This is a genomic window from Paractinoplanes maris, assembly GCF_023544465.1.
In the GTDB taxonomy this organism is placed as follows: Bacteria; Actinomycetota; Actinomycetes; order Mycobacteriales; family Micromonosporaceae; genus Actinoplanes; species Actinoplanes maris.
Genome location: NZ_JALPVL010000008.1, coordinates 173,638 through 199,281, shown reverse-complemented (window position 1 = coordinate 199,281; position 25,644 = coordinate 173,638). Strand labels below are relative to the sequence as shown.

General features: G+C 71.0%; 25 protein-coding genes. 9 read left to right on the top strand and 16 right to left on the bottom strand.

The window, feature by feature from the left end; genetic code table 11:
- Nucleotides 1-25: 25 nt before the first annotated feature.
- Nucleotides 26-1,105, bottom strand: coding sequence for an NAD-dependent epimerase/dehydratase family protein (locus tag NAG42_RS23845; RefSeq protein WP_250033200.1), 1,080 nt, complete (start codon nt 1,103-1,105; stop codon nt 26-28).
- A gap of 184 nt (nt 1,106-1,289) precedes the next feature.
- On the opposite strand from NAG42_RS23845, the gene NAG42_RS23840 reads away from it, so the two are divergent.
- From NAG42_RS23840 to NAG42_RS23830, 3 genes are read left to right on the top strand one after another with little or no spacing between them, the layout of a single operon-like run.
- Nucleotides 1,290-3,866 (top strand): carboxylate--amine ligase/circularly permuted type 2 ATP-grasp protein, encoded by a 2,577-nt coding sequence (locus NAG42_RS23840; RefSeq protein WP_250033199.1) that lies wholly within the window; start codon nt 1,290-1,292, stop codon nt 3,864-3,866.
- 58 nt (nt 3,867-3,924) lie between these two features.
- A complete protein-coding gene (locus NAG42_RS23835; protein WP_250033198.1) occupies nt 3,925-5,697 on the top strand; it encodes an N-acetylglutaminylglutamine amidotransferase in 1,773 nt (590 codons plus the stop codon).
- A 19-nt stretch (nt 5,698-5,716) separates the two neighbouring features.
- Nucleotides 5,717-7,507 carry a S9 family peptidase gene (locus NAG42_RS23830; protein ID WP_250033197.1) on the top strand — a complete coding sequence of 597 codons (1,791 nt, stop codon included), beginning with the start codon at nt 5,717-5,719 and terminating at the stop codon, nt 7,505-7,507.
- Here NAG42_RS23830 and NAG42_RS23825 read toward each other — a convergent pair.
- Nucleotides 7,494-7,868 carry a DUF2255 family protein gene (locus NAG42_RS23825; protein WP_250033196.1) on the bottom strand — a complete coding sequence of 125 codons (375 nt, stop codon included), beginning with the start codon at nt 7,866-7,868 and terminating at the stop codon, nt 7,494-7,496. The two genes, NAG42_RS23830 and NAG42_RS23825, sit on opposite strands and share 14 nt — an antisense overlap.
- 110 nt (nt 7,869-7,978) lie before the next feature.
- Between NAG42_RS23825 and NAG42_RS23820 the strand changes: the two genes are divergently transcribed.
- Complete coding sequence (locus NAG42_RS23820) at nt 7,979-8,125, top strand: pentapeptide repeat-containing protein (RefSeq protein WP_284045832.1); 147 nt, start codon at nt 7,979-7,981, stop codon at nt 8,123-8,125.
- 116 nt (nt 8,126-8,241) lie between these two features.
- Here the strand turns inward: NAG42_RS23820 and NAG42_RS23815 are convergent, their stop codons facing one another.
- Nucleotides 8,242-9,861 carry a beta-1,3-glucanase family protein gene (locus tag NAG42_RS23815; RefSeq protein ID WP_250033195.1) on the bottom strand — a complete coding sequence of 540 codons (1,620 nt, stop codon included), beginning with the start codon at nt 9,859-9,861 and terminating at the stop codon, nt 8,242-8,244.
- A 276-nt stretch (nt 9,862-10,137) separates the two neighbouring features.
- Here NAG42_RS23815 and NAG42_RS23810 point away from each other — a divergent pair, with 276 nt between their 5' ends.
- Together NAG42_RS23810 and NAG42_RS23805 are read left to right on the top strand one after the other, a co-directional pair.
- Nucleotides 10,138-12,579 carry an excinuclease ABC subunit UvrA gene (locus NAG42_RS23810; protein ID WP_250033194.1) on the top strand — a complete coding sequence of 814 codons (2,442 nt, stop codon included), beginning with the start codon at nt 10,138-10,140 and terminating at the stop codon, nt 12,577-12,579.
- A 30-nt stretch (nt 12,580-12,609) separates the two neighbouring features.
- Nucleotides 12,610-13,164, top strand: coding sequence for a hypothetical protein (locus NAG42_RS23805; protein WP_250033193.1), 555 nt, complete (start codon nt 12,610-12,612; stop codon nt 13,162-13,164).
- Between the two features lie 121 nt (nt 13,165-13,285).
- Here NAG42_RS23805 and NAG42_RS23800 read toward each other — a convergent pair whose 3' ends face one another.
- Nucleotides 13,286-13,975: an SDR family NAD(P)-dependent oxidoreductase gene (locus NAG42_RS23800; RefSeq protein WP_250033192.1), complete on the bottom strand. Its 690-nt coding sequence runs from the start codon at nt 13,973-13,975 to the stop codon at nt 13,286-13,288.
- A gap of 87 nt (nt 13,976-14,062) precedes the next feature.
- Between NAG42_RS23800 and NAG42_RS23795 the strand changes: the two genes are divergently transcribed.
- Nucleotides 14,063-14,911: a helix-turn-helix domain-containing protein gene (locus tag NAG42_RS23795; protein WP_250033191.1), complete on the top strand. Its 849-nt coding sequence runs from the start codon at nt 14,063-14,065 to the stop codon at nt 14,909-14,911.
- A gap of 57 nt (nt 14,912-14,968) precedes the next feature.
- On the opposite strand, the gene NAG42_RS23790 is transcribed toward NAG42_RS23795, so the two are convergent.
- The 8 genes from NAG42_RS23790 to NAG42_RS23755 all read right to left on the bottom strand — a co-directional run bounded on the left by NAG42_RS23790 (nt 14,969) and on the right by NAG42_RS23755 (nt 21,045).
- The gene (locus tag NAG42_RS23790; RefSeq protein ID WP_250033190.1) at nt 14,969-15,190 is read right to left on the bottom strand and encodes a helix-hairpin-helix domain-containing protein; all 222 of its coding nucleotides are present in this window, start codon (nt 15,188-15,190) and stop codon (nt 14,969-14,971) included.
- A gap of 432 nt (nt 15,191-15,622) precedes the next feature.
- Nucleotides 15,623-15,823, bottom strand: a complete 201-nt coding sequence (locus NAG42_RS23785; RefSeq protein WP_250033189.1) for a DUF397 domain-containing protein — start codon at nt 15,821-15,823, stop codon at nt 15,623-15,625.
- Nucleotides 15,824-16,287: 464 nt separating this feature from the next.
- On the bottom strand, nt 16,288-16,677 hold the full coding sequence (locus NAG42_RS23780) for a hypothetical protein (RefSeq protein ID WP_250033188.1): 390 nt from the start codon (nt 16,675-16,677) through the stop codon (nt 16,288-16,290).
- Between the two features lie 130 nt (nt 16,678-16,807).
- Nucleotides 16,808-17,668, bottom strand: coding sequence for a helix-turn-helix domain-containing protein (locus tag NAG42_RS23775; protein WP_250033187.1), 861 nt, complete (start codon nt 17,666-17,668; stop codon nt 16,808-16,810).
- A 368-nt stretch (nt 17,669-18,036) separates the two neighbouring features.
- On the bottom strand, nt 18,037-19,071 hold the full coding sequence (locus NAG42_RS23770) for an ABC transporter ATP-binding protein (protein WP_250033186.1): 1,035 nt from the start codon (nt 19,069-19,071) through the stop codon (nt 18,037-18,039).
- Nucleotides 19,068-19,850, bottom strand: a complete 783-nt coding sequence (locus tag NAG42_RS23765; protein ID WP_250033486.1) for an ABC transporter permease — start codon at nt 19,848-19,850, stop codon at nt 19,068-19,070. The genes NAG42_RS23770 and NAG42_RS23765 overlap by 4 nt, the downstream gene beginning before the upstream one ends.
- Nucleotides 19,847-20,650 (bottom strand): molybdate ABC transporter substrate-binding protein, encoded by an 804-nt coding sequence (gene modA, locus NAG42_RS23760; RefSeq protein WP_250033185.1) that lies wholly within the window; start codon nt 20,648-20,650, stop codon nt 19,847-19,849. The genes NAG42_RS23765 and modA overlap by 4 nt, the downstream gene beginning before the upstream one ends.
- Entirely contained in the window at nt 20,647-21,045 is a 399-nt protein-coding gene (locus tag NAG42_RS23755; RefSeq protein WP_250033184.1) for a TOBE domain-containing protein, read from the bottom strand. Before NAG42_RS23755 ends, modA begins: the two co-directional genes overlap by 4 nt.
- Before the next feature lie 101 nt (nt 21,046-21,146).
- On the opposite strand from NAG42_RS23755, the gene NAG42_RS23750 reads away from it, so the two are divergent.
- On the top strand, nt 21,147-22,121 hold the full coding sequence (locus tag NAG42_RS23750) for a class I SAM-dependent methyltransferase (RefSeq protein WP_250033183.1): 975 nt from the start codon (nt 21,147-21,149) through the stop codon (nt 22,119-22,121).
- On the opposite strand, the gene NAG42_RS23745 is transcribed toward NAG42_RS23750, so the two are convergent.
- The 3 genes from NAG42_RS23745 to NAG42_RS23735 are packed head-to-tail and all read right to left on the bottom strand — an operon-like array spanning nt 22,114 to nt 23,228.
- A complete protein-coding gene (locus NAG42_RS23745) occupies nt 22,114-22,365 on the bottom strand; it encodes a hypothetical protein (RefSeq protein ID WP_250033182.1) in 252 nt (83 codons plus the stop codon). The genes NAG42_RS23750 and NAG42_RS23745 overlap by 8 nt on opposite strands.
- Nucleotides 22,366-22,392: 27 nt before the next feature.
- A complete protein-coding gene (locus NAG42_RS23740; protein ID WP_250033181.1) occupies nt 22,393-22,875 on the bottom strand; it encodes an SRPBCC family protein in 483 nt (160 codons plus the stop codon).
- A complete protein-coding gene (locus tag NAG42_RS23735) occupies nt 22,872-23,228 on the bottom strand; it encodes an ArsR/SmtB family transcription factor (RefSeq protein WP_250033180.1) in 357 nt (118 codons plus the stop codon). The genes NAG42_RS23740 and NAG42_RS23735 overlap by 4 nt, the downstream gene beginning before the upstream one ends.
- Nucleotides 23,229-23,263: 35 nt before the next feature.
- On the opposite strand from NAG42_RS23735, the gene NAG42_RS23730 reads away from it, so the two are divergent.
- Nucleotides 23,264-24,046, top strand: a complete 783-nt coding sequence (locus NAG42_RS23730) for an isocitrate lyase/PEP mutase family protein (protein ID WP_250033179.1) — start codon at nt 23,264-23,266, stop codon at nt 24,044-24,046.
- 72 nt (nt 24,047-24,118) lie between these two features.
- Here the strand turns inward: NAG42_RS23730 and NAG42_RS23725 are convergent, their stop codons facing one another.
- Nucleotides 24,119-25,621 (bottom strand): ricin-type beta-trefoil lectin domain protein, encoded by a 1,503-nt coding sequence (locus NAG42_RS23725; protein WP_250033178.1) that lies wholly within the window; start codon nt 25,619-25,621, stop codon nt 24,119-24,121.
- Nucleotides 25,622-25,644 lie beyond the last annotated feature (23 nt).

Genomic DNA, 25,644 nt, shown 5'->3' with positions numbered 1-25,644 from the left:
CGAACGTTACGACCCGAGCGCGCGGCTAACCGGCGGCCGGCTTCCAGACGTCCTGGTTCGCCTCGTACATCTCGCGCAGGATCGCCGGGACGTCGTAGGTCAGCTTCCAGTCCGGGTAGTGCTGCTCGAAGCGGGCCGTGCTGCTGATCCACCACTGGTGGTCACCGGTGCGGGCCTGGTCGACATAGTCGGTGCGGGCCTCCAGACCGGTGATCTCCTCGGCGATCTTGAACGCCTCGATGTGGCTGCAGTTGGAGAATCGGCCGCCGCCCATGTTGTAGACCTCGGCGACGCGCGGCGCCCGGTGGAAGGCCTCGAACGCGGAGACCAGGTCGTGCGAGTGGATCGCGTCGCGGACCATTTTCCCCTTGTAACCGTAGATGTGGTACATCCGCTGCTCCATGACGCACCTCATCACGTACGCCAAGAAGCCGTGCAGCTCGGCGGCCGAGTGACCCGGGCCGGTGAGCGTGCCGCCGCGGAACACCGCCGTCGGCATGTCGAAATACCGGCCGTACTCCTGGGTAAGCACGTCGGCGGCCACCTTGGACGCACCGAAGACCGAGTGCATGGTCTGGTCGATCGACATGTCCTCGTCGATGCCCTGATACCACCGGTGATCCTCGGGCAGCTCATACCGCGTCTCGTGCTCGATCAGCGGGAGCCGGTTGGGGGTGTCGCCGTAGACCTTGTTGGTCGAGGTGAAGATGAACGGGGCGCTCGGCGCGTGGGCGCGCGCGGCCTCGAGCATGTTGAGCGTGCCGACCGCGTTGACGTCGAAGTCGGTGAACGGCTCCTTGGCCGCCCAGTCGTGCGAAGGCTGCGCGGCGGCGTGGATGACCAGGCCGATGTTCTTGCCGAGCCGGGCGAAGAGGGCGGCCAGGCCGTCCCGGTCCCGGATGTCGATCTCGTGGTGGGTGTAGCGGTCGCCGACCTCCTTGGTCAGGCGGTCCAGGTTCCACCGGGTGGAGCCGTCCTGGCCGAAGAAGTAGCTGCGCATGTCGTTGTCGATGCCGACGACGTCCATGCCGAGCCCGGCGAAGTGCCTCACCGACTCGGAGCCGATCAAACCGGCGGATCCGGTCACCACGACGACATTGCTCATCAAACAAACCTCCGGTGAGAGTTCGGCCCGACGTTACAGGGTGTATGCGAAGGGCTGGACCGCCGCCTCGCATGTCGTCACAGTCATGCATGGCTCAGGACGGAAACGGGCACGTGACAGATTCGGCACATGTGATGGCAAGGCTCCGACGAGGCAGTGTTGGGCCATCAGAAAGGCGGTCCCCATGACGGAGTCTCTCAGTGTGACCTCGGGCGACGCGACCGCGAGCCACGGTCTCGACCTCGGTGTCGAGGAGGAATTGCACGTCGTCGACCTGGTCACCCGGGAGCTGGTGCCGCGGGCGCAGGAGATCCTCGACAAGCTCGACCCGACCGCCTTCTCGGCGGAGCTGCACCGGTCGGTGGTCGAGACGAACACCCCGGTGGCCGGCACCCTGGACGGTTTGCGCGACGCCATCGTCGAGCGCCGCCGCACGGCGATCACGGTCGCCGAGTCACTCGGGCTCGGCCTGGTCGCCGCGGGGACGGTCCCGCTGGTCGACCTGGAGTCACTCCCGGTGACGGCCACGTCGCGTTACCGGCGGATGCTGGACGACTACCAGATGCTGGCCCGGGAGCAACTGATCTGCGGCGCCCAGGTGCACGTCGGCGTCCCCGACCGGGACGAGGCGGTCGCCGTCACCCAGCGGGTCGCGTCCTCGCTGCCCGTGCTGCTGTCGCTCAGCACCAGCTCGCCCTACTGGATGGGTGAGGACTCCGGCTATGCCAGCGTGCGCTCGCTGGTCTGGCTGCGCTGGCCGACCGCCGGCGACCCGGGGCCGCTGAACAGCGCCGCCGAGTTCGACGAGCTGGTCGCCGACCTGATCGCCTCGGGCACCATCACCGACCCCAAGATGGTCTATTTCGACGTCCGGCCGTCGGCCCACGTGCCCACGGTCGAGCTGCGGGTCACCGACTCCAGCCCCGACGTCGACACCGTCGTGTTGATCGCCGGGCTGTTCCGCGGCCTGGTCCTGCGGGCCCAGCAGGACTACCGCGCCGGTCGGCCGTTCACCCCGACCCGCCCGCCGCTGCACCGGGCCGCGATGTGGCGCGCCGCCCGCTCCGGCCTCGAGGGCGACCTGCTCGACCTGCCCCGCTCGATCGAGCCGATCCCGGCCGCGGTCGCCGTCGAGCGGCTGGTCGGCGACCTGCGCCCACAGCTCGAGGAGCTGGGCGACTGGGAGCAGGTCTTCGACCTGTCGGTGCGGGCGCTCAGCCGGGGCAGCTCGGCCGCCCGCCAGCGCCGGGCCCTGGCCCGCCGGGGCCGCATCTCGGACGTGGTCGACCTGATGGTGGCCGACACCCGGGGCGGCGCGACCGGCATCGGTCCCGAGGGCCAGTCGGTTCCGGCCGGGCTCTTCCCCTACGCCTCCGCCGGCGATGAGGCCTTCCCGGACGGCGAGGTCGCTCCGGCGTACGCGGGAGTCGTCAATGTCCTGTCGGCGCTCGGCTCGGCCGGTCTGCGACGGCGGGAGGACGCCCGGGACGACGAGCAGCGTTCACGGGGCATCACGTTCAGCGTGGCCGGCGAGGCCGCCACCCGGCTCTTCCCGTTCGACCTGGTGCCGCGCATCGTGCCCGCGTCCGACTGGTCGGGCCTGCGCGGCGGGCTGGTGCAGCGGGTGCGCGCGCTCGACCTGTTCATCCAGGACGTCTACGGCGACCGGAACGTCGTCCGGGACGGCATCGTGCCCGAGTGGGTGCTCGACGGCTCGCCCGAGCTGCGGCCGAGCGGCGCCCTGATCACCCACGAGGGAGTCCGGGCCCAGGTGGCCGGGGTCGACCTGGTGCGCGACGACGTCGGCCGCTGGTGCGTGCTCGAGGACAACCTGCGGGTGCCCTCGGGCATCGCGTACGCCATGCAGAACCGCCGCCTGACCCAGGCCGTCCTGCCCGAGCTGCCCGAACCGGACGGCCTCATCTCGGTCGAGCGCACCCCCGAGATGCTGCGCCGCGCGCTCACCGAGTCGGCCCGCCCGGCCGCCGGCGACGACCCGAGGATCGTCGTTCTCAGCCAGGGCCCGGACGACTCGGCCTGGTTCGAGCACCGGATGCTGGCCGAGGAGATGGGCGTCCCGGTCGTCCGCAGCACCGAGCTGTTCGTCGACGAGACCCGGGTGTTCCGGCTGCGTGACGGCAAGCGCCATCCGGTCGACGTGATCTATCTGCGGATGGGCGAGGACAGCCTGGTCCACTCGCCCGGGGCCGACGGCATGCCGCTCGGACCGAGCTTGGTCACCGCGCTGCACGCCGACACCGTGGTGCTGGCCAACGCGCTCGGCAACGGGATCGGCGACGACAAGGCCGTGTACGCCTACGTGCCCCAGCTGATCGAGTACTACCTGGGCGAGAAGCCGCTGCTGGCCGACGTGAAGACCTATCTGTGCGGCATCCCCGAGCAGCGGGCCGAGGTGCTCGACCGCCTCGACCAGCTGGTCTGCAAGCCGGTGGACGGCTACGGCGGCGACCGCATCGTGATCGGCCCGCACGCGACGCCGGAGGACCTGGCGGCCGTCCGGCGGCAGATCCGCACCGCGCCGCACCGGTGGGTCGCCCAGGAGGTCGTCCAGCTCTCGACGCACCCGGTCTTCGACGGCCATCAGCTGGCCCCCCGGCACGTCGACCTGCGCGCCTTCGTCTTCACCGGCACCGGCTCGGTGGTCGCCCCGGCCGCCCTGACCCGGGTCGCGCCGGCCGGCTCGATGATCGTCAACTCGTCGCGCGGCGGCGGCTCGAAGGACACCTGGTTGCTGGGGTGACCGGCGCGTTACGGCCCGGTGACACGATCGAAACCGACGAGAGGGAGGTTCTCTAATCATGTGCGGAATCGCGGGCGAACTGCGGTACGACGGACACCTCGCGGACGCCGAGGCGGTCCGCCGCATGCTGCCCTGCCTCGAGTCGCGGGGTCCGGACGGCGAGGGCCTGTGGGCGCGTGGACCGGTCGCCCTCGGCCACCGCCGCCTCAAGATCATCGACCTCTCCGAGGCCGGCGGCCAGCCGATGACCGACGACGAGCTGGGACTCTCCCTGGTCTTCAACGGCTGCATCTACAACTACAAGCAGCTGCGCGAGGAGCTCCAGGGGTACGGCTACAAGTTCTTCTCCACCTCGGACACCGAGGTGATCATCAAGGCCTACCACCGCTGGGGCGCCGACTGCGTGCAGCACTTCCTCGGCATGTTCGCCTTCGTGATCGTCGAGCACGACAGCGGTACGGTCGTGCTGGCCCGCGACCGGCTCGGCATCAAGCCGCTCTACCTGGCCGAGACCCGCGGCCGGGTGCGCTTCGCGTCGACACTGCCCGCGCTGCTGGCGGCCGGTGACGTGGACAAGTCGATCGACAAGGTCGCCCTGCAGCACTACATGACGTTCCACTCGGTGGTGCCGGCCCCGCGCACGATCGTCAACGGCGTCCGGAAACTGCCCCCGGCGACCGTGCGCGTCATCCGGACCGACGGCACGTCGACCGAGCGGGTCTACTGGGAGGCGTCGTTCACCCGGCGGCCGGACATCGCCGACGCCGAGTGGCCCGAGCTCATCCACGAGAAGCTGAAGCTCGCGGTCGAGCGGCGGATGGTCGCCGACGTGCCGGTGGGCGTGCTGCTCTCGGGCGGCATCGACTCCAGCTACATCGTGGCGCTGCTGGCCGAGCAGGGGCAGCGCGGCCTGACGACCTTCAGCATCGGCTTCGAGGCGGCCGGTGGTGAGACGGGCGACGAGTTCGCCTACTCCGACATCGTGGCGAAGCAGTTCGACACGGTGCACCACCAGATCAGGATCGGCAAGGATCGTTTCCTGCCCGCCGTCGACCACACCGTGGCGGCGATGAGCGAGCCGATGGTCTCGCACGACTGCATCGCGTTCAACCTGTTGAGTGAAGATGTTTCAAAATCCGTCAAGGTCGTGCAATCTGGTCAGGGAGCGGACGAGATCCTGGCCGGCTACAGCTGGTATCCGCCGCTCGAGCACGTCGAGAGGGATCAGGCCGTCGATGCGTACGCGAAGGAGTTCTTCGACCGCCCGCACAGCCGCCTCGCCCAGCAACTGAGCCCCGAGTGGTTGATCGGCGAGGACGTCAGCCGGGCCTATGTCGCCGCCAGCTTCGGCCGGCCCGGCGCCGACACCGCGGTGGACGCGGCATTGCGTCTCGACTCCCAGGTGATGCTGGTCGACGATCCGGTCAAACGGGTCGACAACATGACTATGGCGTGGGGGCTGGAAGCTCGCGTACCGTTCCTCGATCACGAGTTGGTGGAACTGGCCGCGGCCTGCCCGCCCGCTCTGAAACTGGCGCACGGTGGCAAGGGGGTTCTCAAGGAGGCGGCCCGCGGGGTCGTCCCCGACGAGGTGATCGACCGCACCAAGGGTTACTTCCCGGTTCCGGGCATCCGGCACCTCGAAGGAGCCATGCTCGACAAGGTTCGCGACGCGCTCGGGGCACAGGCCGCGCGTGACCGGGGGTTGTTCCGGCCGGAGTACGTGGAGCTCCTGCTGGCCGACCCGAACACGCCGAGGACCACACTCGGCGCCAACCAGCTGTGGCAGCTCGCCCTGCTGGAGATGTGGCTGCAGGACAAGGGAATCTAGACATCGAGGGAGGACCCGTATGACCGGTCAGTTCAACCGTGTCGACGTCACCGTGCTGCCCATGGGGTGGACTGATCGTGAGACGGGTACCTTCCCTTCCGAAGTGTCGGGCAGCTGGTCGCCGGCGTTGTCGCCGGACGGCCGGCACGCCGCCTACGTCTCCGACCGCAGCGGGCGCCCCCAGGTGTGGGTGCAGCCCGTCGGCAGCGACCTGACGTTCCTGGTCGACACGGGCGAGCCGCCGGTCGCCGAGGTGCAGTGGTCGACCGGCGGCGGCTGGCTGGCCTGCCTGGTCGCGCCGGGCGGGGCCCCCCGCCACGAGATCTGGCTGGTCCGGCCGGACGGCTCCGAGCTGCACCAGATCGCCGGTTTCGGCGACGGCACGGCCGACAACATGCGCTGGCTGCCCGGCCGGTCGCTGCTGGCCTTCACCGAGAACCTGGACACGGCCCTGCTGGTCGACCCGGTCTCGGGCGAGCGGTCGGTGGTGGCCCGCGGCGAGCTGATCTCGCTGCTCGATGTCGCGCCCGGCCGCGACCGGGCGCTGCTGCGCATCGGGCCGCGCGGTGACCGGCACATCGTCGTCCGCGACCTGCTGACCGGGGTGGACGAGTTCGTCACCGCGGGCGAGCAGGCGGTCTTCGGGCCGGACGGCACGACGGTGTACGCCCGCAGCGAGTCGGGCGAGCTGCCGATGCTGATCCGGGTGGTCAAGGGCAGCGTCGAGGTGCTCGCCTCCTCCCCCACTGACGAGGTCGAGACCTTCACGATCACGGCCGACGGGCGTACGGCGGCGGTGTTGTGGAACGTGCGGGGCGGGCTGTCCGAGCTGTCGCTGGTCGACCTCGACTCCGGCGGACGGCGCTCGGTGAGCCCGCTGCCGGGCTGGGTCGTCAGCGGCCCGACGTGGTGTTTCGACGGGTCGACGCTGGCCTTCACGGCCGAGGGCCCGGGCCAGCCGCACGGCGTGTGGGTCTCGTCGGCCGAGGGTGTCGCGGCGGTGTCGGCCGAGCCGGCGGCGCCGAACGCGGTCCGGCCCACGCTCGAGACGTTCGCCGCGCACGACGGGCTGACGCTGACCGGCTGGCTGTTCCGGCCCGAGGGCGACGGACCGCACCCGACGGTGCTGTGGTTCCACGGCGGTCCCGAAGCTCAGGAACGGCCGGGGCACGGACCGCTCTTCCAGTCGCTGACCGACCGCGGCATCGCCGTCTTCGCGCCCAACGTGCGCGGGTCGTCGGGCTTCGGGCGCAGCTTCGTCAACGCCGACAACCTGGGGCTGCGCTACGCGGCGATCGAGGATGTCCGGTCGTGCGCCCGCTTCCTGACGGAGTCGGGCATCTCGTCCACGCTGGGGATCATGGGCCGCTCGTATGGCGGTTACCTCACGCTGGCCGCGCTGACGACCTTCCCCGACCTGTTCGCGGTGGGCATCGACGTCTGCGGCATGTCGAACTTCGCCACCTTCTACGAGCACACCGAGCCGTGGATCGCCTCGGCCGCGGTCTCCAAGTACGGCGACCCGGTGACCGACCGCGACCTGCTGGCGGACCTGTCCCCGATCACCCGCATCGACCACCTGCGCACGCCGCTGATGATCGTGCACGGCGAGAACGACAGCAACGTCCCGGTCATCGAGGCCGAGCAGGTGGTGGCCGCCCTGCAGGCGCGCGGCGTGCCGCACCGCTATCTGCTCTTCCCGGGCGAGGGCCACGAGCTGCTGAACCGCTCGTCCCGGGCCGATTACCTGCGGGAGACGGTCGACTGGCTGACCAGCCACCTGCACCCGCGCCCCTTCACCCTGGGCTGAGCCGCAGAGTGGTGGCCGCCGCGGCGGCGGTGACCATGGAGTCGGCGCCGCCGCCGTACTTGCCGCGGTAGGCGGCGTCGACCTCGGCGGTGACCTGAGGCGACGCGTCCCCGACGTCCTCGACGGTGACGTCGGACTCGAGGCCCGGCACCCGTACGCGGGCCCGCCGATCACGGACGGCATGGCCGAACCAGCCGGTGTCCCGCCGGTGCCAGCTCCGCACGTACGCCTGCTCACCGGCGCACACGACCCAGACCGGCACCCACCGTCGCAGGCTGCCGTCCGACCGCCGGACCGCGATCTCCAGCTCCCCGGCCTCGGCCACCCGCCGCAACTCCTCCGCCGACCATCGACCAGTCACCGTTGAGCCCCCTCGGCGCCACGGCCTGACGAAGGGATGACATTCCCTTCATCAGGCTCCCGCCCCTGTCCCGAGCGTTGCCATGAACCTATGTCGAGTCCGGCGCCGATCTGACCGGTGCGGACCTTCGCGGAGCAATCCTGCAAGAGGCCGACCTCAACTTCGCCGATCTGAGTGACACCGACCTGACCGGCGTGGACCTGACCGGCGCCACCGGCACCTATCACCGCGGCGCGGTCCAGTTCACGCTTCGATGAGAAACGGGTGGCGGCGTGGGAAGCGCCGGCCACCGCGCGGTCCCCTCCCGCGGCGGTGCCGGCGCTTCCGTCCAAGGGCGTCCGGCTGATCGCGGACGCTTCGGTCAGTGGTTGGCTCAGAACGGGCTGAGGGTGATCCCGGCCGTGCGCGGGTCGCCGCTGTGGACCAGGGACTCCTGGTTCTGCACGTCGTCGAAGGCGAACGCGTACGCCTTGCCGTCGACCATGTTGTCGTGCACCACCTTGGCGTACAGGTTGGCCGGGGTGCCCTGATAGAAGTCGGCCGCCGTGCCGCTGGGCTGGGTGTCGAGCCGGCCCAGCGTGGTGCGGGTCAGCGCCGCGCACAGCGTCCGGGCGATCGGCCCGACGATCAGGTCGTTCGGGGCGCCCAGGGCGCCGTCGCAACCCCACACGTTGGCGGTCGACGGCTTGGTGAACGACGCGACCGTCTTGCCCGTGCTGTCGGTGAAGTTCATGACGTTGCCACTGGTGCGGCCCAGGAACTTCGTGTCCGGCCGGTCGGTGAACGGCACCACGGTCAAGGTCTTCGAGCCGTACGCGTTCCAGGCGCTGGTGATGTACGGGTCCAGATAGGTCGGGCTCATCAGGCCGGCGTCCGCCGCCTTGCCCGGCGCCAGCACCCGCAGCACCGTCCCGTCGCCCCGGGTGACCACGCTCTTGGCGAAGTCGGGTGACGCCTTGACCGCGTTGATGACCCGCTGCCGGCCGCCCGCCTTCACCTCACCGGTCTTGGCCGTCCGCCCGTCGCCGCCGGTCACGCTGACCACGTGCGGCACGGCGAACATGTCGACCTGGGAGCTGTTGAGCCACAGGCCGGAGTCGTTGAGCGTGAACTCGCTCCAGTCGAACAGGATGTCGCGGTTGGGGTCACCACCGGCCCACGGCGCCGGTTGCACCAGGCCGTCGCCGGTCAGCCGGAAGTCCAGCTTCTGCCCGAAGGACATGTAGAGGCGGCCGGACAGGTTCTTCGGCAGCTTGAGCGTGGTGGTCGAACCGTTGGCCGGGCCGGCGATCGACACGTCGGGCGCCGGGACCGGGACGGGACCGCCGCCGGTCCAGTTGGTGAAGGCGCCGGCCGCGGTGACGTACCCGAGCTTGCCGGTTGTCAGGTTGGTGCCCAGCACGTAGAGGAAGACGTTGTCGCCCCGCCCGGTCTCGTTCTTGACCGCCACCGGCAGCACGGTGCTCGCCTCCGGAACGGCGACCGGGGCAGCCGGGGCCTTGGTGGTGGCCGACGGAGTAGCCGGCGGCGCGGTGGTGGGCGCCGTGGTGGGCGCGGTGGTGGGCGCCGTGGTGGGCGCAACAGTCGGAATCACCACGCCGGCCCCGGAACAAGGCGCCCCGTTGAGCTTGCAGTTGGCCGGCTTGCCGCCCGACCCCACGAACCCGAACGTGACGGTCCCTCCGACCGCGACGCCGCCGTTCCAGGGCCGGTTGCTGAAGGTCCGGTGGCTGCCCGCGGCCACCATGCCGGCGTCCCAGAAGCTGCCGACCGCCGCGCCCGCGGGCAGGTCGAACTCGACCTTCCACGACGACATCGCGTCCGTCCCGGTGTTCTTGATCGTCACTTCGCCCTGCCATCCGGATCCCCAGTCGGAGACCGTGCGCAGCTCGGCGGTGGGCGCCGCCGCGGAGGCCGGGAGGGCGATCCACGTGGTGATGCCGACGACCGCGGCGACGACACCGGACAGGACGAGACTTCGTTTGCGACGCATCTTCTGACTTGCCTCCGTAGTGAGCCGGACCAGCCCATCTTTGGAAGCGAGGGGCCCATCCACCCCATCCATGTTGATCTTTAAGGTCGCTTTAAGGTCGAATTGCCCCTCCGCCCCCGGCCCGCTGCCCGCACACTCAGCGCCGGTGCGGCAGGGTGCCGTGGCAGGCTCCCGGTCACGGCCGATGCCGCCCGCGCGGCCGGAAACCACCCGGTGTGACGCGATTGACAGCTCGATTCGGTCCGGGAAACCGCTGATCGCGGCTATGACGAAGCTATGGCCACGAAGATCCCGCCCCCGCCGGACTCACTGCCCCGGGCCATCCAGGCCCGCGGCATCCGGCACAACACCCTGCGCGACCTCGACGTGGACGTGCCGCTCTGGCGGACCGTGGTCATCGCCGGGGTGTCCGGCTCGGGCAAGACGTCGCTGGCCATGGGCACGCTCTACGCCGAGGGCCTGCACCGCTTCCTGGAGGGCCTCAGCACGTACAGCCGGCGGCGGCTCACCCAGGCCGAGCGGCCCGACGCCGACCGCATCGACAACCTGCCGCCGGCCCTCGCGCTGCGGCAGCGCCCGCCCGTACCCGGGCCCCGCAGCACCGTCGGCACGATGAGCGAGGTGCTCAACGTGCTGCGACTGACCATGTCGCGGCTCGGCACCCACCGCTGCCCCAACGGGCACGACGTGCCGCCGTCCATCGCGACCCAGGCCATGGAGATCCAGTGCCCGACCTGCGGCATCCGGTTCGAGGCGCCCGGGGCCGAGACGTTCGCCTTCAACTCGTACGGGGCCTGCCCGCGCTGCCACGGCATCGGCACGGTGTTCGAGGTCGACCCCGCGACGCTGGTGCCGGACCCGGGCAAGACGATCGCCGAGGGAGCCGTGCTGCCCTGGAACGTGGGCGGTCGCCGGCTCAGCATGTATGCCGCGGGCGAGCTCGGGGTGCGGCTCGATGTGCCGTACGGGAAGCTGTCGCCCGAAGAAAAGGAACTCGTCCTGCACGGCGAGCCCCGCAAGCAGGTCGTGACCGTCTCGGGGCGCAACGGGCGGCCGGTGCGGCTCAACGTGACCTATGACAATGCGGTCACCGCGGCTCAGCGCTCCGAGAACAGCAAATACCTGAACTCGCACACCTGCCCGGTCTGCCACGGCTCCCGGCTGCGGCCCGAGGCGCTGACCTCGCGGCTCAACGGCCGCAACCTGGCCGAGATCAGCGCGCTCGACCTCGATCACCTGGTGGTCTTCGCCGGTGAGCTGGCGCCGCTGATGCCGCCGGAGTTGAGCCGCCTGACGACCGGGCTGCTCGGCGAGCTGACCGGCGCGATCGCCCCGCTGCTCGATGTCGGGCTGGGCTATCTGGGGCTGGACCGGGCCGGCGCCACGCTGTCGACCGGCGAGCGTCAGCGGATCGAGCTGACCTCGACGGTCCGGTCCACCACCACCGGCATGCTCTATGTGCTCGACGAGCCGTCGGTCGGGCTGCACCCGAGCAACGTCGAGGGGCTGCGCAAGACGATCGCCGCGCTGGCCGCCAACGGCAACTCGGTGGTGATCGTCGAGCACGACCTGGACGTGATCCGGACGGCCGACTGGGTCATCGAGATGGGCCCGGGCGCGGGCCGGCTGGGCGGGACGATCCTGGCCCAGGGCCCGGTCGCGTCGCTGGAGACCAACCGGAAGTCGATCATCGGACCGTTCCTGGCCGGGCAGCCGGCGGTGTCGCGCTCGCCCCGGCCGCCGGCCGGCGCCTCGATCACGATCGAGGTCGAGCGGCTGTGGAACCTGCACGACGTCTCGGCTGCCTTCGGCATCAACCGGCTGACCGGGGTGGCCGGCCCGTCCGGTGCCGGCAAGACCGCGCTCGTGCTCGACAGCCTGGTGCCCGCGGCCCGCGCCCGGCTGGCCGGGGCCGATCTGCCGGCCCACGTGAAGTCGCTCGATCTGGGCCCGCTGCGCCAGGTGGTGGAGATCGACGCCACCCCGATCGGGCTCAACGCGCGCTCCACGCCGAGCACGTACTCGGGCGCCTTCGACGCGATCCGCGCCCACTTCGCCACCGCATCCGGCCGCCCGGCCGGGCACTTCTCGTTCAACACCAAACAGGGTCAGTGCCCCACCTGCAAAGGCCTGGGCTCGATCGACCTCGACGTGCAATACCTGCCCGACATCAACGTCGAGTGCCCCACCTGTCACGGCGCCCGGTTCAACCCCGAGACCCTTTCCGTACGGGTGGACGACCTGACCATCGCGGCCGTGCTCGACCTGACCGTGCAGCAGGCTCTGGAGCACTACGCCGCGGTGCCGGCGATCGTCCGTCCGCTGCGGCCCATCCTCGACGTGGGGCTGGGCTATCTGCGCCTGGGCGAGCCCACCCCGTCGCTGTCCGGTGGCGAGTCCCAGCGCCTGCGCATCGCGGCTCGCCTGCGCAGCAGCCAGCGCGACGTGCTCTACGTGCTGGACGAGCCCTCGACCGGGCTGCATCCGGTCGACATCCGTACGCTGGCCGGGGTCTTCGACCGTCTCCTGGACTCCGGGGCGACGATCGTCGTCATCGACCACGACCTGGACGTCCTGGCCGCCGCCGACCGGCTGATCGACATGGGCCCGACCGGCGGCCCGGCCGGCGGCCGCATCGTCGCCACCGGCACCCCGGCCGAGGTGGCCGCCGACCCCGCCAGCGTGACCGGACCCTGGCTGGCCTCCCACCTCGGCTGACCGGTTGCGCGGCCGTCACACTATGAACGCATGTCGATCGATGCGATCACTGAGCGTCCCGCGCCCCGGGCCGCCACGGCGAGCCGGGTGGTCATCGCCGTCGCGGTGGCGCTGGTGGCGGCGGCCGGGGTGGCCGTCTGGCTGTGGCCCCGCGCCGACGACCCGCGGACCAGGTCCACCGAGGCGGCCCTGCGCCAGGCGCTCGCCATCGGCGGACCCCGCGGCTGGAGCAGCGCCGATCCCGTCGCGCTGCTCCCCCAGGACGGCCAGACCGGCACCCCCGAGATCCGCGGCGGCGTACGCCTCGGGGTCGTCCACGACGGCCGGGCCGAGACCGGCTTCGTCGCCACCTGGACCACCGCTTCGGCCGGCACAGCGGCGTGCGACGCGCTGGCCGAGTGGGCGGTCCGCACGGTCCAGCACTCGTCGCCCGACGAGGTCCGGGCGGGCTGCCGCGACGCCGGCAACGGTCTGTTCGCCAGCCACGGCACCACGCCCGGCCCCGGGGGCCGCCAGATGTTCTACGCCTCGGCCGACGGCGACATCCTCACCGTCTCCCTGGCCTACGAATCCGCGCTGAACTGACCCCCGACGCCGCCTCCCGCGGAGGATCAGCCCACGACACCGCCTCCCACGGAGGATCAGCCGACAACGCCACCTCCCGCGGGGGATCAGCCGACAACGCTGCCTCCCGCGGGGACTCGGCTCACGACCAGGCGATCTCGCCGTGGCGGTCGACGAAGCGGCCGGAGCCGTGGCCCGGGCCCTCGGTGGCCAAGGCGACGATCGCGTCGGTGCCCTCGGTGACGGTCTGCGGGCCGGAGTGGCCGTTGAGATCGGTCGCGGTGTAGCCGGGGTCGGCCGCGTTGATCCGGATGTCCGGCAGGCCCTTGGCGTATTGGGTGGTCAGCATGGTCAGGGCGGCCTTGGACGACGTGTACGCCGGGGCGACGACGCCCGACTCGGCCCGTGCCGGGTCGTGGGTGGCCGCGAGCGAGCCCATCGCGCTGCTCACGTTGATGATGACCGGGTCGGCCGACCGGCGCAGCAGTGGCAGGAACGCGGTGGTGGTCCGGACGACGCCGACCAGGTTGACGTCGAGCACGCCGAGCAGCTCGTCGCCGGTCAGGCCGCTCGGGTCACCCATCGGGCCGTGCACGCCGGCGTTGTTGATGAGCACGTCCACGACGCCCTCGTGCTGCTCCACGTCGGCCGCGGCGGCCCGGACCGACGCCTCGTCGGTGACGTCGATCCGGACCCAGCGCACGCCGAGCTTGTCCGCGGCGACCGCGCCGTCCCGGGCGCCCAGCACCACGGTGTGGCCGGCGTCGACCAGGCGGCGGGCGGTCTCGTATCCGAGGCCCTTGTTGGCCCCGGTGATAAAGGTGATCGTCATGGACCCAATAGTTGGACTTCCCCGAGCGACCAACCAGGGAAGAGCCTTACCACCCTCATCGGCTCCGGGCGAGCAACAATCGGCACCATGACCACCGAACTCGGAGCTGCCCTGCGCACCTGGCGGGACCGTCTGACCCCGGCCGCCGTGGGCCTGCCCAGCGCCCACGCACGCCGGGCCGCCGGTCTGCGCCGGGAGGAGCTGGCCGACCTGGCCGGCATCTCGGTCGACTACGTCGTACGCCTGGAGCAGGGACGTTTCGCGTCGCCGTCGGCCCAGGTCGTGGCCGCGCTGGCCCGGGCACTGCAGCTCACCACGGCCGAGCGGGACCACCTCTACCGCCTGGCCGGGCACGTCCCGCCGGCCGACATCTCCGACCACGTGCCGCCCGGCCTGCAGCGCATGCTGACCCGGCTCGGCGACACCGCCGCGGTGGCCGTCTTCGCCGCCGACTGGCAGCTGATCTCGTGGAACCGTGGGTGGGCGGCCCTGCTCGGCGACCCGTCGGCCGTGCCGCCCCCGCTGCGCAACTTCGCCCGCGACAGCTTCCCGGCCGAGGGCCACACACCGCGACTCTCACAGTGGCCGGTGACGTCGTTCGCGCGCGAGGTGACCGAGGCGGCCATCGTCTCCGACCTGCGCCGGGCGACCGGCCGCTTCCCGGGCCACCGCCGCCTGACCAAGCTGGTCCGCGACCTGACCGAGGGCAACCGCCGCTTCGCCGAGCTGTGGGCCGCGGGCGGCGTCGGCTCCCACCGCGAGGACCACAAGATCGTCGACCACCCCACGGTGGGCCCGATAGCCGTCGACTGCGACGTCCTGACCGACGGCGACGCCGAGCTCAAAATAGTCATCCTCACCGCCGCCGCCGACACCGACGACGAAACCCGCCTGCGCCTGGCCCTGGTCTCCGGCTCAGGCGCTCAGCTGATGTGATCGGCCCGCCCCGAAAGCCTCCGCGGCGAGGAGAACGCCGACGCGGCCGGGCGTGACCTACCGCTGCTTGTCGGCGAGGCCCAGGCCGCGCTCCGCCAGCGCGGTGGCCAGGATGCCGACCGCCTTCGGCCCGACCCCGTGCATGCCCAGCAGTTCGCTCCGGCTGCGAGCCGCCACCTGCGCCAACGTCGTGATACCGGCGGCGAGCAAGGCGCTGTTGGCCGGCCGCCCGATCGGCGGCAGGTCACCGATCCGCGCCGGCACATCCCGGGTACTCACGCCATCACGATAGTGGCCCGACCGCGCCGCGCGATCTCGTCGCCCAGCGCTTCACAGTCGGCTCAGATGAGCCGATCCGATACACAGCATCGAGATGGGTTCGACCGACGGAGGCCGGCCGGTACGCGCCTGTGGTGCCGGAGTTCCGAATACCCGACTGTCGACCGGGACGGTCGAGGTCGTGACCAGCTCAGCTTTATCGTCTGCGGGCTGAAGCCACCCGAGAGGTAGACGCGAGCGACGGCGCGTGTCGCTCTCGGTCTGCAGAGAACCTCACGCCGATCGGCGATAGGTAACTGATCTCAGGAGGCACCTGTCTCGCCCAGTTCCTGAGGCGGCCAGAACTCAAGCTGGGTATCTGACCCGGTCAAGGAATCGGTGCATATGGAAGTGACGAACCACTACAGGCCGTGCTGCCCCCGCCCGCCGTTCTCACTCAGGTCTCGGCCGCGCGGGAAGGTCGTCGAGGAAGGCGCGCCATTCGTCCCGGCTGAAGGTCAACACGGGGCCGCCGGCGTCCTTGGAATCCCGGACCCACACGGTGTCGTCGACGAAGGCCACCTCGACGCAATCCCCACCCCCACTGCGGGTGCTGGTGCGCCAGCGAGGTTTGATCTGGTCGGGATCCGTCACGTTCGCCTCCTTGATCGAGGCGCGGCACAACAGGCGGACAACGCGAGCCGCCGCCACCGACGCCTCCGTTCGGCTGTCGCAAGACGAGTCACTGAATCACTGACAGTGATCATCGCTCCACCCGACAGTGTAGATAGTCAATGGTCGATCCACTAGGCTCGAAGTCTCAGGCCCCCTGTCAGCCTTGCGACGACGCGTCGTCGGATTGGCGGCAATCCTGTTTCCTACTGTTCAGTAGCCATTAGGCTCAACGAACTCACCGACGGACGGCGCAGCGCCCTGGAGGAAGCCAGATCACGGACCCGTGGAGGTGTTGCATCGTGGTCGAACGGCGAGAAGCCGAGACTTCGCGAAGCACGCTGAGTTGGCCCGCACTGGCTCTAGGAGCTTTTTTGACCGGAATTCTCGCCGTGGGTGCCGGCAAGGCAGTCGGCTCGCTCCTCGGCCGGGATTCCGAAGCGGCACTACTGACGCAGATCATCGTCGCCCTGGCGCTCGCCGGCAGCACCGGCGTCGCCTTCGGAAGCAGTGATGTCCTCCGTGCCCGATGGCGCGCTCTCCGGAGAAGATGACACCTGCCGCCGACTGACCCAGGCGCGCACCGAGACGACCGCCTTGGCGACGCCGGCCGTGACAACTCCGAGCCCCAGGGCGGCAGCCCAGCGCTGGGGATCCACCTTGAGATAGAAGATCACCGTCACCGCGATGCCAACGAAGATCAGAACTCCGACGATGGGTGCGGAGATGAGAAGAATGGCGCGGATGGAGCGCGGCCAGGTGCTGAGGACCCATTGCAAGAAGGCGAAGGTCTCCGACTTGGGCGGCTCCTGCTCTGCCGGCTGACGGGCGGTCATGCCATCCGCCTTTCGCCGAGCCGACGCGCACGCATGCACCACACGGCAGTTAGGCGATGCGTGCGCGTCGCTCTCATCGAGCCACCTCCGTCGAGGTGAAGAAGCGGGTGTCGGTTCCCGCAGCTGATACTTAGGTAGTGGTCGTCTCCGTGCTGGTTCCGTTCTGGTTCAGATCGAATCCCTTCAAGACCTCGTCCAGGTACGTGGAGGCCTCGCGGGGCTTGGTGGCAATCGCCTCGAGATCAAAGAAGAGCGTGAGGTAGCGCTCCGTCTCGGCTCCGACATCCCGGGAGGCCACCCCACCCGCCGGGTCGTCGAGATAGAGGACGTAGTCCTCACCCTCGCGGAATTCCAGAATCTGGAAAGGGCCGAGGATGCCGCCATGGACGCCGGCGTTGAAGGGCACGAACTGGAGGGTCATCCGTGGTTGGTCGGCGACTGTCTTCAGCTTCTCGAGTTGCTTGCGCATGACTTCCGGTCCACCGACCCACCGGCGGACCGCAGCCTCGTCGATCATGAAGTAGAGCTCGGGGCGATCCTCGCGATCGAGAAGGTTCTGCTGGTCCAGACGAGCCTGGACGCGCTCGTCGACGTCGTTGTCCGACAGGCTCGGCGTCGAGTAGGCGGTGATCACCTCGCGGGCGTACTCCTCGGTCTGCAGCAGACCCGGGATCAAAAGAGTTTCGAACTGACGAACTCGGATCGACGAGCTCCGAAGATTCCAGAAGCTGATGGTGCTCGACGGAACCGACCGGCCGTAGTTCGCCGTGGTGAGCCTGCGTGACTGCTGAGCCAGCTTGCTCAGTTCTTCCACGCGCCGGCGATCGCGAACGCCGTAGTGATCGAGGAGCGCCCGTAGGTCGGTCACCGTGATGCCGACCATGCCGTTCTCGATGCGGAGCAGCTTGGACGGCGACCAGGCCAGCGCATCGGCAACTTCCTTCTGCGACTGCCCGGTCTCGTCTCGCGATTTCCGCAACTCGATCCGCAACCGGCGACGGAGGACTGCCGGGTCTCGGCTCTCGGCCATTATTTGGGTCTCCTAGGAGGTAGCTTTCAGCTAGCAAGCTGACAGTAGCATTCAACTAGCTACATAGCGGGTAGCTACCTATGAACCGCAGGAAGCCTGCTTATCAGGGGCTCCAGAGCGCGGCAAATACGCTTCCGGCCAGGCGACCACCATCCAGCAGCTAGGTAGCTAGTAGCAGGTAGCGCCTGGCTGGGAGCGAGCAGCAATGTAGCGAGCCGGTAGGTGCACGGTGGAGAATATGTGAATTCGCGGATGACGACGGGATCACCGTATGACGCCAGTAAGCGATGCCTGATAAGCCAATCGGGCGCGCGCATCGGGTGGCGGCCTCAGGCGCGGTAGGCGCGTACCTCGGTGGCCTTGACCGTGGCCCAGACCTCGCGCCCCGGTTCCAGACCGAGGTGCACCGCCGCGGCCGGGGTGACGTCGGCGGCCACCGGCAAGGGGCCGGTCAGTTCGATGCGCAGGGCGTCGCCGTGGCGGGAGACTGTGGTCACTGTGGCGGGCCAGCTGTTGCGGGGGCTGCCGTCCGGGCGGGTGGCAAAGAGGGCCACCGCCGACGGCGGGAAGGCCACGAAGACCTCGCCCTGCTCGTCGCCCGCGGTGACCAGGGCGAAGCCGTCGGGCAGGGTGACCGTGGCACCCTCGGCCCGGCCCCGGTAGAGGTTCAGGCCGACCAGGCGGGCCACGTAGTCGGTGCGGGGCTGGGCGGTGATCGTGGCGGCGTCGCCGGTCTGCACCACCCGGCCGTCCTCGATGATGACCAGGCGGTCGGCCAGCATCAGGGCGTCCAGCGGGTCGTGCGTCACCAGGATCGTCGCGCCAGGAAAAGCGGCCAGGTGGCCGCGCAGCTGGGCCCGGGTGTCGAGCCGGGTGCGGGCGTCGAGCGCGGCCAGGGGTTCGTCGAGCAGCAGCATTCTGGGTTCGGTGGCCAGGGCGCGGGCCAGGGCCACCCGCTGGGCCTGGCCGCCGGACAGCTGCCGCGGCTTCTTGCGGACGTGATCGGCCAGACCGACCCGGGTCAGCCACTCCTGGGCGGTGCGCCGTGCCTCGGCCTTGGGGACGTGACGGCAGCGCGGTCCGAAGGCGACGTTGTCCAGGGCGCTGAGGTGCGGGAAGAGCAGGTAGTCCTGGAAGACCACGCCGATGCGGCGCTGCTCGGGGGCGAGCGGGTCGAGGCGTACGCCGTCCAGGGTGATGTGACCGTCGTCGAGCCGCAGCAGGCCGGCCAGCGCGCGCAGCGTCGTGGTCTTGCCCGCGCCGTTGGGGCCCAGGAGCGCGACCACCTCCCCCGGCTCGGCGGTCAGCGCGATGTCGAGGCCGAACCCTTCCCGGCGTACGGAAAGACGCGCGCGCAGACTCATGCCGCCACCCATTTGTCGCGCAGGGCGGCGAGGATCCCGACCGAGACGGCCAGCAGCACGAGGCTGAGCACGATGGCCGCGTCCAGGTCCTGCTCGAGCGCCAGATAGACGGCGAGCGGCATGGTCTGGGTGCGCCCCGGGAAGTTGCCCGCGAAGGTGATCGTCGCGCCGAACTCGCCCAGCGCCCGGGCCCAGCACAACACCGCCCCGGCCGCCACGCCGGGCGCGATCAGCGGCAGCGTGACCCGGCGGAACGCGGTCCAGCGGGAGGCCCCGAGCGTGGCCGCCGCCTCCTCGTACCGGGCGTCCGACCCGCGCAGCGCCCCCTCCACGGCGATCACCAGGAACGGCATCGCCACGAAGGCCTCGGCCACGACCACCCCGGCCGTGGTGAACGGCAGGCTCACCCCGAAGGTCTGGTCGAGCCAGCCGCCGATCAGCCCGCGCCGGCCGAAGACGAGCAGCAACGCCACCCCGCCGACAACCGGCGGCAGCACCAGCGGCACGGTGACCAGCGCCCGCACCAGCCGGCGCCCGGGGAAGTGCAGGCGGGCCAGGACCCAGGCCAGGGGTACGCCCAGGATCAGGCACACGACCGTGGCCAGGCTCGCCGTCAGCAGGGACAGTCGCAGCGCGGCGAGGATGCCGGGCTCGGTGAGGCGTTCCGGCAGCGTCGACCAGGGCGCCCGGATCAGCAGCCCGGCCAGGGGCAGCGTCAGGAACACCAGGCCGAGCGCGGCCGGGATGGCCAGCGCGAGCGGGATCTTCGGACGGTTCAGAGCTGGAACCCGGCGTCGGTGAGCACCTTCAGCTCGGGCCCGGACCGCACGAAGGCCACGAACGCGGCGGCCGCGGCCGGGTTGGGCGCGCTCTTCAGGGTCACGATCGGGTAGTCGTTGATCGCCCCGGCCGACTCGGGGAATTCGACGCCGTCGATGTCGGCCGAGGCCGCCCTGGCGTCCGTGCGGTAGACCAGCGCCGCGTCGACCTCGCCCAGTTTCACCTTGGACAGGGCCGCCTTGACGTCCTGCTCCAGCGTCACCGGCTCGAGGTCGACGCCGGCCGCCTCGATGGCCTTCCTGGCGGCCGAGCCGCACGGCACCTGCTCGGCGCAGAGCGCCACCTTGAGATCCGGTTTCGTCAGATCGGCCAGGGTCCGGATGCCCTCGGGGTTGCCCTTGGCGGTCGCGATGACCAGCTGGTTCCGGACGAAGACGGCCGGCTCGCCGGCGGCCTCGCCCGCGTCGACGACCGCCTGCATGGTGGCTGGGCTGGCCGCGGCGAACACGTCAGCCGGGGCGCCCGCGGTGATCTGCTGGGCCAGGCCGGAACTGCCGCCGTACGAGATGGTGACCTGGAGGTTGGGGTTCTGCGCCTGGAAGTCTTCCTTGATCTTGTCGAACGACTCGGTCAGCGACGCCGCGGCCAGCACGACCAGCTGACCGGAGGCTCCCGGCCCGGCGCTGCCCGGCGCGCCGCCGCCGGCCGGGGCGCTGTTGGCGCTGTCGTCGGAGCCGCCGCCGCAGGCCGCCGTCGCGAACACGGCGACCAGAGCCAGACCGGTCAGCACTTTTCTCATCTGTCGTCTCCCCGCTCCACGACCACGGTGGTCGACTTGATGACGGCGACCGCCGTCGAACCCACTTCGAGCGCCATCTCGTCGACCGCCTCGCGGCTCATCAGCGACACCACCCGGAACGGGCCGGCCTGGATGTCGACCTGAGCCATCACCGAGTCCCGGGTGATCGCGGTGACGATGCCCCGCAGCCGGTTGCGGGCCGACGAGCGGCCCGTGCCGGGGTCGGGCTCGTCGGCCATCGAGCGGGCGAAGGCGGCCAGAGCGGCTCCGGCCACGTGCCGGTGCCCGTGGTCGTCCCGGTCGGCCGGCAGCCGGCCCGCGTCGACCCACCGCCGGACCGTGTCGACGCTCACGCCGAGCAGCTCGGCCGCCTCGCCGATGCGGTATGTCGTCACAGGCGTCACCCTAGGGCCGCATCTGCGACGGTGAGAACACGATAGGACTCGCAGATGCGAAACCGTTGCCGACGTCACATGGCGGCGGCATGCTGGGAGGCGTGTCCCAGCGCCTCACCGAGGTCACGGCGTTCCTGGCCGAGATCCTCACCCCCCGCGCGCCGCTCACCGTCATCGTCGACGGCGGCGACCACGGCGCGGCCGGTCATTTCGCGGCGCGGCTGGCGGCGGCCTTCCCGCCTTCGGCCCGCGCCTGGAACGTCGACGCCGTCCTGGGCCTGACCGGCTCGTCCGGCGGGGCGCTCGACTCGGCGCTGAACGTGCTCGAGCCCGCGGCCGACCGGGTGATCGTCTATCTGCGGTCCGGCGGCCGCGGCCCGGCCGGTCCCGGTGAGCGGCGGGCCCAGGTGGTGATCGACAACCACGATCCGCAGTGGCCGGTGATCCGGGAGCTGCATCCGCGCCTGGCCGACCCCGACCGCTGGCACCTGGCCGAGAGCCAGGCCTTCTTCGCCCCGCGGGCGGCGGGCTGGGACGACAAATTCGGTGAGGACCTTCCCGCGTACGCGAAAGCCGTGGACGCCGTCGCCCCGGAGCCCGGCGATGTCGTTCTCGACATCGGCTGCGGCACCGGCCGGGCGCTGCCGGCCCTGGCCGCGGCGGTCGGCCCGGCGGGTCGCGTGATCGGCCTCGACTGCACCCGCGACATGCTGACCACGGCCCGCACAAAGGGTCGCGACCGGTGGGCGACCCTGGTGCAGGCCGACGCCCGCCACCTGCCGGTGGCCGACGCCGCGGCCGAGGTCGTCTTCGCCGCCGGCCTGGTCCACCACCTGCCCGACCCGGCCGCCGGCCTGGCCGAGCTGGCCCGGGTCACCCGGGCCGGCGGCCGCCTGGCGCTTTTCCATCCCACCGGCCGAGCGGCCCTGGCCGCCCGGCACGGCCGCACCCTCACCGCCGACGAGCCCCTGAACGAGGCCAACCTCGAACCGCTCCTGACGTCGGCCGGGTGGGCACTGTCGGTCTACGAGGACGACGACGACCGGTTTCTGGCCGTCGCCGTGCGCGTCAGCTGAGCTCTTTGAGCTTGGCCTCGAGGGTCTCGCGGCGCTGCTCGAGGGTGTCGATGACCGCCTCGGTCTCGGCGAGCCCGGTCAGCTCGGTGGCGAGCTCCTCGGGCTCCTGCAGGCCGATCGAGCTGGCGCCGTCCTGGCCGCGGCGGTCTCGGACGTCGCCGGCCAGGCGGCGCATCTCGGCCAGTTCCTCGTCGAGGTCCTTCAGGTGCTGCCGAACCTGGTCAGCCGTGGTCTCATCGGTCATGCCCGCCATCCTAGGCGGCGCGTCCGGTCACGGTGTCAGCGCCTCGAAGTATGCCTTCATCGACGGGTAGTAGTCGGTGAAGGCGGGCAGCGGCTCGCCGTCGCGGGCGGCGACCAGGTTGTCCAGGTAATACTCCCAGCCAGGGCCGACCTCGCCCAGCCCGTCCGTGGTCGTCAGGTGGTGCACGAGGCGGAGCTCGGTCCCGCCGCCGGCCGCGGTCAGCAGCAGCTCCAGGTGCCAGGATCCGGCCTCGTCGACGGTGGTGAGGAGCAGACGGCTCGGCGGCTCACAGGCGTCGATCCGCGCCTCCATCCAGGGGCTTCCTTCCTCGTACGCCATCTGGACCTTGATCGTGCGCCCGGGCCCCGCCTCGCCGGTCCACGGCCCGAACCACCGCGCGGTGCGGCTCGACTCGGTGACGCTCGCCCAGACGTCGTCCGGGCCGGCGTTGAAGGTGCGGGTCAGCACGAGGTCGTTGCCGTCGAGCCGTCCGGTCGGTGCGTTCGTCATGCCGTCTCCTGTCGGTCGGTGGCCGGGGCGCGGCGGTCCCGGCGGGTGCGATAGACCTCGGTCTCCAGGGCGTCGAGGCGCCGGTTCCACGCCTCGGCGGTGTCCGGGAAACCGGCGAGCCAGTGCTTGATGCCGGTCAGGGGTGACGGGTCGAGCCGATAGACGCGCTCGCGCCCGTCCGGGGTGTCGTGGACCAGCCCGCACTCGCGCAGGACGCGCAGGTGGCGGCTGACGGCCGGCCGGCTGATCGGGAACCGCTCGGCGATGCGCCGGGCGGGCAGAGGTCGATCACGCAGCATCTCGAGGATCTCCCGGCGGACCGGGTCGGCGATCGCCGCCGCGACATCGTCCACCCCGGAAGCGTAACCCATGCGTTACGCTTTTGCCCATGAGAGAACGCTTCCGCGCGCTGCACGAGAGCGGCACCTTCCTGCTGCCGAACCCGTGGGACACCGGCTCGGCCCGGCTGCTCGAGTCGCTCGGCTTCCAGGCGCTGGCCACCACGTCGTCCGGCTTCGCGGCCGGCCTGGGCAAACGCGACCAGCAGGTCACCCGGGACGAGCTGGTGGCCCACGTGGCTCAGCTGACGGCCGCCGTCGGGATCCCGCTCACCGTCGACGCCGAGCGCTGCTTCGCCGACAGCCCCGAGGGCATCGCCGAGACGGTCGACCAGCTGGCCGAGGCGGGGGCGGCCGGCCTCTCGATCGAGGACTACGACCCCGCCACCGGCCGCATCGAGGCCCTGGAGTCCGGCATCGAGCGGGTCGCGGCGGCCGCCGAGGCCTGCGCCCGGCACGGCGTGGTCCTGACCGCCCGGGCCGAGAACCATCTGTACGGGTACGACGACCTGGACGACACGATCGAGCGCCTGCGCGCCTACCGGGCGGCCGGCGCCGACGTCGTCTACGCCCCCGGCCTGCGCACGCCGGAGGACATCGGCCGCGTGGTCGCCGCGGTGACATGCCCGGTCAACGTGCTCGCCATCCCCGGCGCGCCGTCCGTCCCCGAGCTGGCCGACCTGGGCGTCCGCCGCGTCTCCACCGGCGGCGCCCTGGCCTGGGCGGCCTACGGAGCCCTGCGCGACGCCGCCCGCGAACTACAGGAGACCGGCACCACGACCTTCCGCCGCGGCGCCCTGACCGAGGAGGAGATCAGCCGGGCATTCGGGTGACAGCGCCGACCCGAGTGTTCCTGAGGCGTGGTGCCGCTGCCGCGACGGCACCACGCCGGTTCAGGGGCCGGATCAGCCGCGGCGCCACTTCTGGTTGGCGCCGCCGGTGCACTCCCAGAGGACCAGCACGGCGCCCTCGTTGGCGTTCCAGGCGTCGATGTCCACGCACTTGTTGGCCTGCGGGTTGACCAGGTCACCGGCCGCCGAGAGCACGAACTGCTGGGCCGGGTTGCCGCTGCAGCCGGCGATCTGGATGACGGTGCCGTTGGCCGTCGAGCCCCACGCCACGTCGAGGCACTTGTTGTTCGACGTCTGCAGCGTGCCGTTCACGAAGTTCCACTGCTGGGCGGGGGTGCCGTTGCAGTTCCACATCTGCACCCTTACGCCGTCCGCGAAGTTGCCGTTGGGCACGTCGAGGCACTTGCCGTTCAGGTTGCTGATCACCGCCGACCCGCCCGAGCCACCGCCGGTGGTGGTCAGCGACAGGCCGTAGACCGACAGGATCTCGTTGACCGGCTGGAACCACATCGTGCCGCCGCTGGAGCAGTTGCCGCTGCCGCCCGAGGTCACACCCTGCGCCTGGTTGCCCGAGATCCACGAGCCGCCCGAGTCACCCGGCTCGGCGCACGCGTTGCTGCGGGACAGGCCCGAGACGGCGCCCTGCGAATAGACGATCGTCTCGTTGCGGCCGAGCAGGGTGCCGCAGCGCCAGCCGGTGGTGCGCCCGGAGCGGCAGATCGAGCTGCCGATCGCCGCGTCCTGCGAGCCGGCCACGGTGACGTTGCCGCCCGAGTAGTTGTTGACCCACGGCTGCGAGGTCCAGTTGCCGTTGGTCCGCACCCAGGCGTAGTCGTTGCCGGGGAACGACGAGCCGGCGAAGGTGCCCTGGGCGACGTTGTTGTAGCCGAGCGTCGGGCTGCCGGTGCCACCGCAGTGCCCCGCGGTGACGAAGCCGCCGGCCACCGAGAAGCCGACCGAGCACAGCGTGTTCCCGTTGATCACGTACTGGTCGCCGCCGCGGGTGTCGTACATCGTGCGCGGCTGCTCGGCGGTGACCACCGTGACATCGCCGGCGCCCGCGGCGAACTCCCGCGCCGACTTCTCGGACCCCGGGGCGGCCATCACGACGACCCGGTTGTTCGGGGTGTCGACATACCAGCCGCGCACCACGGAAGCCCGCGCCCGGGAAGCGCGCTTGTCCAGAGCCGTACGCGTCGACGCCAGATCGCCACCGCTGTGAGCCACGACACGGGGGTCGGCGCCCTCCGCCCGTACGGAAGCCGCGGCGGAAGCGTCGGTGACCGCGACCGTCAGTCGCTCGGATCCCTCGGGGATCCAGGCGCCGGCGAAGGCCGAGCCGAGCTTGGCCTTCAGGCGCTTCTCGACCACGGGGGCGGCGGCCTCGGTGCGCAGCCGGGTCGCGATCTGGGAGTCGTCCAGCTTGAGGTCGCGGCGCATGGCGCTGAGCATGCCGGGGTCGATGTCGGTCGCGGGGGCGGCGGCCTGGACGGGAAGGGGACTGAGGGTGCCGACGGTGACCGCTGCAGCAGCGATCGCCAACCAACGGAGGCGCATGTCGGAGGTCCTTTCAGTGCGCC